The sequence below is a fragment of the Streptomyces sp. NPDC029956 genome, assembly GCF_055574655.1.
This window is the reverse complement of sequence record NZ_JBVHZJ010000017.1, coordinates 122,303-129,414: the sequence shown is the minus strand read 5'-3', so window position 1 is coordinate 129,414 and position 7,112 is coordinate 122,303. Positions and strand designations below refer to the sequence as shown.

At 71.7% G+C, this 7,112-nt stretch carries 5 protein-coding genes; 2 read left to right on the top strand and 3 right to left on the bottom strand.

The features are described from left to right. Positions 1–196 precede the first annotated feature (196 nt). Positions 197–1,168: an LLM class flavin-dependent oxidoreductase gene (locus tag ACZ4XX_RS16560; RefSeq protein ID WP_468508613.1), complete on the bottom strand. Its 972-nt coding sequence runs from the start codon at positions 1,166–1,168 to the stop codon at positions 197–199. Positions 1,169–1,226: 58 nt separating this feature from the next. After that, the gene (locus ACZ4XX_RS16555; protein WP_468508612.1) at positions 1,227–2,693 is read right to left on the bottom strand and encodes a cytosine permease; all 1,467 of its coding nucleotides are present in this window, start codon (positions 2,691–2,693) and stop codon (positions 1,227–1,229) included. Between the two features lie 86 nt (positions 2,694–2,779). Here ACZ4XX_RS16555 and ftsY point away from each other — a divergent pair, with 86 nt between their 5' ends. Further along, entirely contained in the window at positions 2,780–4,003 is a 1,224-nt protein-coding gene (ftsY, locus tag ACZ4XX_RS16550; protein ID WP_468508611.1) for a signal recognition particle-docking protein FtsY, read from the top strand. A 66-nt stretch (positions 4,004–4,069) separates the two neighbouring features. On the opposite strand, the gene ACZ4XX_RS16545 is transcribed toward ftsY, so the two are convergent. Next, complete coding sequence (locus tag ACZ4XX_RS16545; protein ID WP_468508610.1) at positions 4,070–4,723, bottom strand: bifunctional DNA primase/polymerase; 654 nt, start codon at positions 4,721–4,723, stop codon at positions 4,070–4,072. A gap of 425 nt (positions 4,724–5,148) precedes the next feature. Here ACZ4XX_RS16545 and nsdA point away from each other — a divergent pair, with 425 nt between their 5' ends. Continuing rightward, positions 5,149–6,624, top strand: coding sequence for a transcriptional repressor NsdA (gene nsdA / locus ACZ4XX_RS16540; protein WP_030325624.1), 1,476 nt, complete (start codon positions 5,149–5,151; stop codon positions 6,622–6,624). Positions 6,625–7,112 lie beyond the last annotated feature (488 nt).

Below are 7,112 nucleotides of genomic sequence, written 5' to 3'. Positions count from 1 at the left end.
CCGATGAGCTCACCGTCGCAGGCGAGGAGGACCTCGCGGGCGACGGCGCGGCGGGGCCCCGTCTCCCCCCCCGTTCCCCCTCCCCCCACCCACGAACCTCCCCCGGCCCGAGGCCTCACGCCTCGGACCGGGGCAGTACGCCGTGGTCCTCCGCCCCTCCGCCCCTTCGCCCCTCGGGCCTCGGGAGCCTTCGCCCTCAGGCCGTGAGCCGGGGCAGGACGGCGTCGCAGAACAGCCGCACGCTCCGCCATCCCTCCTCCACCGGCATCCCGCCGCACAGCGGATGCAGCACGAGGCTCTCCAGGCCGAGCGTCAGGCACTCCTCCGGAGTGACGACCCGGTAGACCCCCTCCGCGCGCAGCTCCGCCACCGTCCTCGCCGTCGACCGCACCGCCGAGCGGATGTCCTTCGACTGCCAGGAGGCGTACGTCCGCGCCTCGTGCAGGAAATGCTCCCCGTACTCCGCCCAGGTCCGGTCGGGGTCCTCCGAGAGGTGCAGCAGCGGCGTCACCTCGGCCGGCATCATCGTCCAGCCCTCCGTGCCGTACTCGGCGCACCGCTCCTGGTAGTACGCCTCCAGCTCCGGCAGGTGCGCGCTCGGGAAGAACGGCAGGCCGAGCCGGGCCGCCCGGCGGGCCGCCGCCCGCGACGACCCACCGACCAGAAGCATCGGATGCGGCTGGGTGAAGGGCCTCGGGGTGACCCGTACCGTACGGCCCCGATACGTGAACGGCTCCCCGCTCCAGGCCGTGAGCAGGGTCTCCAGGAGCAGGTCCTGGAGCTTCCCGCGCCGGCCCCAGTCGACCCCGCGCTCCTCGTACTCCTCCGGCCGGTAGCCGATGCCCGCCACCGTCACCAGGCGTCCGCCGCTCAGCAGGTCGAGGACGGCGATGTCCTCGGCGAGCCGCAGCGGGTCGTGCAGCGGACCGATGATCGCGGAGACGGTGACGGCGATCCGCCGCGTCGCGCCGAAGACCGCGCCGGCGAAGGCGAAGGGGGAGGGCAGCCAGTTGTTGTCGACCCCGTGGTGCTCCTCGGTCTGCACGGTGTCGACCCCGTGCGCGTCGGCGTACGCGGCCATCTCGACGGCGGCCCGGTAGCGGACGGAGAGGGACTCGGGGGTCGCGCGGGGATCGACGAGGTTGAACCGTACGACGCTGAACGGCATGGGAAGTCCCCCTCCGCTGGTGGGATACCGGCGAAGGGGGACGTTATCTGACGTGGCGTCAGATGGAAACGGTCTCGCGGGCCTCGACGGTCTCCGAGGCCCCGACGTGCTCCTGGTCCGGCGTACGCGGCAGCACGGCGTACAGCACGCCCGCCACCACGATGGTCGCCGCCCAGCCGAGGCCGTTCTCGCCGATCCAGGAGGAGGCGAGCGGACCGGAGAACCAGTCGACCTTGGTGAAGAGGAGACCCGCAAGGAGAGCGACCGCCCAGGCCGTCATCGCCTGCCAGGCGAAACCGCCCCGGTACCAGTACGCACTCGTACGGGTGGTGTCCATGAGGGCCGCCGCGTCGTACGACCGGCGCCGCAGCATGTCCACGCCGAAGACGCCGATCCAGGCCGAGAACGCCACCGCGAGCAGCGTCAGGAAGGAGATGAACGAGCCGATGAAGCTGGTCGCCACCACCATGAGCAGGAAGCCGAAGACCAGGCTGATCACCGCGTTGACGCTGACCGCCGCCGCGCGCGAGACCTTGATGCCCAGGGTCTGCGCGGTGAACCCGGCCGAGTACATCGACATCGAGTTGATCAGCAGCATTCCGAGCAGGGCGATCACCAGGTACGGCACCGAGATCCACATCGGGAGCAGCTCGCCGATGAAGGAGACCGGGTCCTGCGCCGAGGCCAGGTCCGGCGTGGAGACCGCCATGACCGCGCCCATCAGGACCATCGGCAGCACGACGATCCCCGCTCCGCCGACCGTCGAGCCGACCATCGCCCTCGACGAGGCGTTACGGGGCAGGTAGCGGGTGAAGTCGGGACCCGAGGGGACCCAGCTGATGCCGCCGGCCGCGATCGTGCCGATGCCCGCGATCATCATCGCCGTCGAGCCGGCCGGCTTGTCGAAGACCGCCGACCAGTCGGTGTTCGCCACGAGATAGACCAGAACGAGCACCGAGAAGGCGCCGAAGAGGTACGTGGACCACTTGCTGCACACCCGCAGCGCGTTGATCCCGAGCCCCGAGACGAGGAACGTGCAGGTGACGAAGAGGAGCAGCGTCACGACGATGAGGAGCGTGTTCGACTTCACACCGAAGAGCAGGTCGAGCACGGTCAGCACCGCGTAGGCGCCGGTGACGGCGTTGATGGTCTCCCAGCCCCACCGGGCCACCCAGATCAACGCGCCGGGAAAGAGGTTTCCGCGCTGACCGAACACCGCACGCGACAGCGCCATCCCGGGCGCGCCGCCCCGCTTGCCCGCGATCGAGATCAGGCCGACGATTCCGTACGAGAGGACCGGCGCGGCGACCGCCACGCCCAGGACCTGCCAGAAGTTCAGGCCGTTGAAGACGATCAGGCCGGCACCCATCGTGAGCAGCAGCACACTGATGTTGGCCGCGACCCAGGTCGGGAAGAGCTCGCGGACCCGGCCGGTCCGCTCGGCGTCGGGGACGGGCTCGAGACCGCGGGTCTCCATCGCACCGTCGTGCGTCGCGCCTGCGGCTTCGGAGGCGTCGTGGGGCATGGGGGTACTCCGTACAGATGTGGGGGGAAGCCACCCAGCGTACGTGCTCCTTCTTCCGTCGCTTCTTGGCCGATACTGGTCGGGTTATGGAACTCATCCTTGCTGTAGTCATCGCTCTGGTCGTCGCGGTCGCCGTGACGAGCGGGCTCGTGATCAGCGGCCGCAAGAAGAAGCAGCTGCCGCCGGCCGAGCCGCCGTCCACCACGCCGACCATCACCGCTCCGCCCGCCGAACCGCATGTCGGCGAGGAGGCGGAGACGCCGCGGGAGGAACCACGCCGCACGGTCGAGGAGGTCGAACTCCCCGCCGAGGAGGCCGTCGAGACGCCGGCCGCCGTCGAGGACCCCGTCGTCGCCGCGCCCCCGGCCCCCGAGATCGAGATCCCGGAGCCCACCGCCGGCCGCCTCGTCCGGCTCCGGGCCCGGCTCGCCCGCTCGCAGAACTCGCTCGGAAAGGGGCTGCTCACGCTCCTGTCCCGCGAGCACCTCGACGAGGACACCTGGGAGGAGATCGAGGAGACCCTTCTCACGGCCGACGTCGGCGTCGCTCCCACCCAGGAGCTCGTCGAGCGGCTGCGCGAGCGCGTCCGGGTGCTCGGCACCCGCACCCCCGAGGAGCTGCGCGCCCTGCTCCGCGAGGAGCTCGTCACCCTGCTCGGCCCCGACCTCGACCGCACGGTGCACACCGAGAGCCCCTCGGACGTGCCGGGCGTGGTCATGGTCGTCGGCGTCAACGGCACCGGCAAGACCACGACCACCGGCAAGCTGGCCCGCGTCCTCGTCGCCGACGGCAAGTCCGTCGTCCTCGGTGCGGCCGACACCTTCCGTGCCGCCGCAGCCGACCAGCTCCAGACCTGGGGCGAGCGGGTCGGCGCCCGTACCGTCCGCGGCCCGGAGGGCGGCGACCCGGCGTCGATCGCCTTCGACGCGGTCAAGGAGGGCATCGCGGAGGGCGCCGACGTCGTCCTCATCGACACCGCCGGGCGGCTCCACACCAAGACCGGCCTCATGGACGAGCTCGGCAAGGTCAAGCGCGTCGTCGAGAAGCACGGCCCGCTCGACGAGATCCTGCTCGTCCTCGACGCCACCACCGGCCAGAACGGGCTGATCCAGGCCCGTGTCTTCGCCGAGGTCGTCGACATCACCGGCATCGTGCTCACCAAGCTCGACGGCACCGCCAAGGGCGGCATCGTCGTGGCCGTCCAGCGCGAGCTGGGCGTCCCGGTCAAGCTGATCGGCCTGGGCGAGGGCCCCGACGACCTGGCGCCCTTCGAGCCGGGCGCCTTCGTCGACGCCCTGATCGGCGACTGACGCCTCGAACGGCACGCGGAAGGGCCCTCGCCACCCGGTGGCGAGGGCCCTTCCGCGCAGCGGGTCTCAGAAGTGGGTGCGGTGGCAGATGTACGCCAGCGTGCCGAGCAGCAGCCGCGCCTGCGGCGGGGCGCCCGCCGTGTCCAGCGTCGGCGGCCGCAGCCAGCGCACCGGACCGAGTCCGCCCAGGTCCGACGGGGGAGCGGTGACATGGCTGCCGGGCCCCAGGCAGTGCAGATCCAGATCGGCGTCGTCCCAGCCCATCCGGTAGAGCAGCTGCGGCAGCTCCGCCGCCGCTCCGGGTGCCACGAAGAACCGCGCCCGGCCGGTCGGCGTCGCGCACACCGGGCCCAGCGGCAGCCCCATCCGCTCGAGCCGGACGAGCGCCCGGCGACCCGCGGCCTCGGCGACCTCGATCACGTCGAAGGCGCGGCCCACCGGGAGCAGCAGCGCCGCACCGGGGTACTCCGACCACGCCTTGGTCGCGTCGTCGAGGCCGGCGCCGGCCGGGACCGGTTCCGCGAAGGAGAGGGGGTGCGCGCCCGGGGCCGTACACGCCGTGTTCCCGCAGGAGCACTGGCCGGAGACGGCCCGCGCTCCGGGCACCACGTCCCAGCCCCACAGCCCTGTGTACTCGGCCACCGCTGTGCACTCCGTGGTGCGAACGCGGCGGCGTGCGCCGGACCGCATCTCACGAATGCCGCCGATCGTGAAACCCATGTCCCCTCCAACGGGTCGAGCGCGCCGGTGGTTACGACCCGGAGCACGGTCGTCACCCTTCGTCACGGTCCGTCGCCGAGGGTGGCGTGCGGTCGTGGGTGGGGTGGTGCGGGCCGGTGCGTGCGCCTCTCCGCGCATCCGTCCGCCGACTCCGGTTCGTCGCATGTCAAGTGAATCGCGTTCGGCGGTCGGCGAGTTCATTCGAAGGGGTGGCGAATGGTGGCGTTTCTTGAATCGCCCTCGTGGACGGGTGATCGTAGGATTACTTTCGGTACTCGAACCCCGGGGTCGCTTGCGCACGCGGGTATGCCGGAGGCAACCCGGTTTCCAGTTCGAAGGAGCGCGAACGCCGGACGGGTGCCGCGAGACGCGGCATTCTGGTAAGGGTTCGCATGACAGGCAATCAGGTGGATGGGGGCGTTCCTGTGGGCGGCAACGGCGCAGACGGTACGACTGCCGGCAAGCGCCCGAACGAGCAGCTGGGTTCGTGGTTCGTGCGCAGCGGCTGGTCGAAGGGCGAACTCGCGCGCCAGGTGAACCGCCGGGCGCGCCAGATGGGCGCGCACCACATCTCCACCGACACCTCGCGCGTCCGGCGCTGGCTCGACGGCGAGCAGCCGCGCGAGCCCATCCCGAGGATCCTCTCCGAGCTGTTCTCCGAGCGCTTCGGGTCCGTCGTCGCCATCGAGGACCTCGGCCTGCGCACCGCCCACCAGTCGCCCTCCGTCTCCGGCGTCGACCTGCCCTGGGCCGGACCGCAGACGGTCGCCCTGCTCGGCGAGTTCTCCCGCAGCGACCTCATGCTCGCCCGCCGCGGCTTCCTCGGCTCCTCCCTTTCGCTCGCCGCCGGACCCGCCCTCATCGAACCGATGCAGCGCTGGCTCGTCCCCACCCCCGCGGGCGACCTCGAACGCCCCGACCCGCTCGCCGACGCCCGCCGCCCCAACCGGCTGTCGGAGATCGAACTCGACCTCCTCGAATCCACCACCGCCATGTTCCGCAAGTGGGACGCCCAGTGCGGCGGGGGACTGCGTCGCAAGGCCGTCGTCGGCCAGCTCCACGAGGTCACCGACCTCCTCCAGGAGCCCCAGCCGGCCGCCACCGCCAAGCGCCTCTTCACCTGCGCCGCCGAGCTCGCCGAACTCGCCGGCTGGATGAGCTACGACGTGGGCCTCCAGCCCACCGCCCAGAAGTACTTCGTGCTCGCCCTGCACGCCGCCAAGGAAGCCGGCGACAAGCCCCTCGGCTCGTACATCCTGTCCTCGATGAGCCGCCAGATGATCCACCTCGGCCGGCCCGACGACGCCCTCGAACTCATCCATCTGGCCCAGTACGGCAGTCGGGACTGCGCCACCGCGCGCACCCAGGCCATGCTGTATGCGATGGAGGCCCGCGCCTACGCCAACATGGGGCAGCCCTCCAAGTGCAAGCGGGCCGTCCGGATGGCCGAGGACACCTTCGCCGACGTCGGCCTCGACGGCGAGCCCGAGCCCGACTGGATCGGCTTCTTCTCCGAGGCCGAGCTCAACGGCGAGAACTCCCACTCCTACCGCGACCTCGCCTACGTCGCCGGACGCTCCCCGACGTACGCCTCGCTCGCCGAACCCGTCATGGAGCGGGCCGTCGAGCTCTTCGAGAAGGACCCCGACCACCAGCGGTCGTACGCGCTGAACCTCATCGGCATGGCCACCGTGCACCTCCTCAAGCGCGAGCCCGAGCAGTCCGTCGTCCTCGCCGAGAAGGCCCTCGGAGTCGCCCGCAGCATCCGCTCCGAGCGGGTCAACACCCGACTTCGCAAGACCGTCGACCACGCCGCCCGCAACTACAGCGACGTCGCCGAGGTCGTCCACCTCACCGACCGGCTCACCCAGCTGCTCCCGGAGGCCGCCGAAGCGGTCTGAGCCACCCGGCGCCCCGGCGCCACCCGTACTCCGGCCGCGCCGGACGTCCCGTACTGCCCGACTCGGCTCCCCCGCCGCAAGGTCACACGGACGCCAGGCGCGGCCGGTTCTCGTGTGCCGTGGACACCGCTGCCGGCGGTCTCCCGTGCGCCGTGGACGGCGCTCCCGGCCCGGTAGGCCGGGCCCGGCCCGGTTCTCCGGTGCGGAGGACGCCGGCCCCGCCCGGACCTCCCGTGCGGAGGGTTCCGGCCTCGGCCCGTTCGTCCTGTGCGGAGGACGCCGCTCCCGGCCGGTTTCTCCTGTGCGGAGGATACGGGCGTTACCTCGCCGTGATGCGGCCGTTCACGGTCGCGTAACACGCCCCACCCCTTCGTCACCGCTCCGAAACATCGAGCGGCATCGGCGGAAACCGCCCTGCGCGAATCTCTGGCTCATAACCGGCCACCCCTCACGGCCGCAGCCGCCCTCCGGCCCCGCCTCCGCACAGG

Coding starts and splice junctions, on each gene's coding strand:
- ACZ4XX_RS16560 (WP_468508613.1), bottom strand. CDS start 1,168: ATGCCGTTCAGCGTCGTACGGTTCAACCTCGTCGATCCCCGCGCGACC.
- ACZ4XX_RS16555 (WP_468508612.1), bottom strand. CDS start 2,693: ATGCCCCACGACGCCTCCGAAGCCGCAGGCGCGACGCACGACGGTGCG.
- ftsY (WP_468508611.1), top strand. CDS start 2,780: ATGGAACTCATCCTTGCTGTAGTCATCGCTCTGGTCGTCGCGGTCGCC.
- ACZ4XX_RS16545 (WP_468508610.1), bottom strand. CDS start 4,723: ATGGGTTTCACGATCGGCGGCATTCGTGAGATGCGGTCCGGCGCACGC.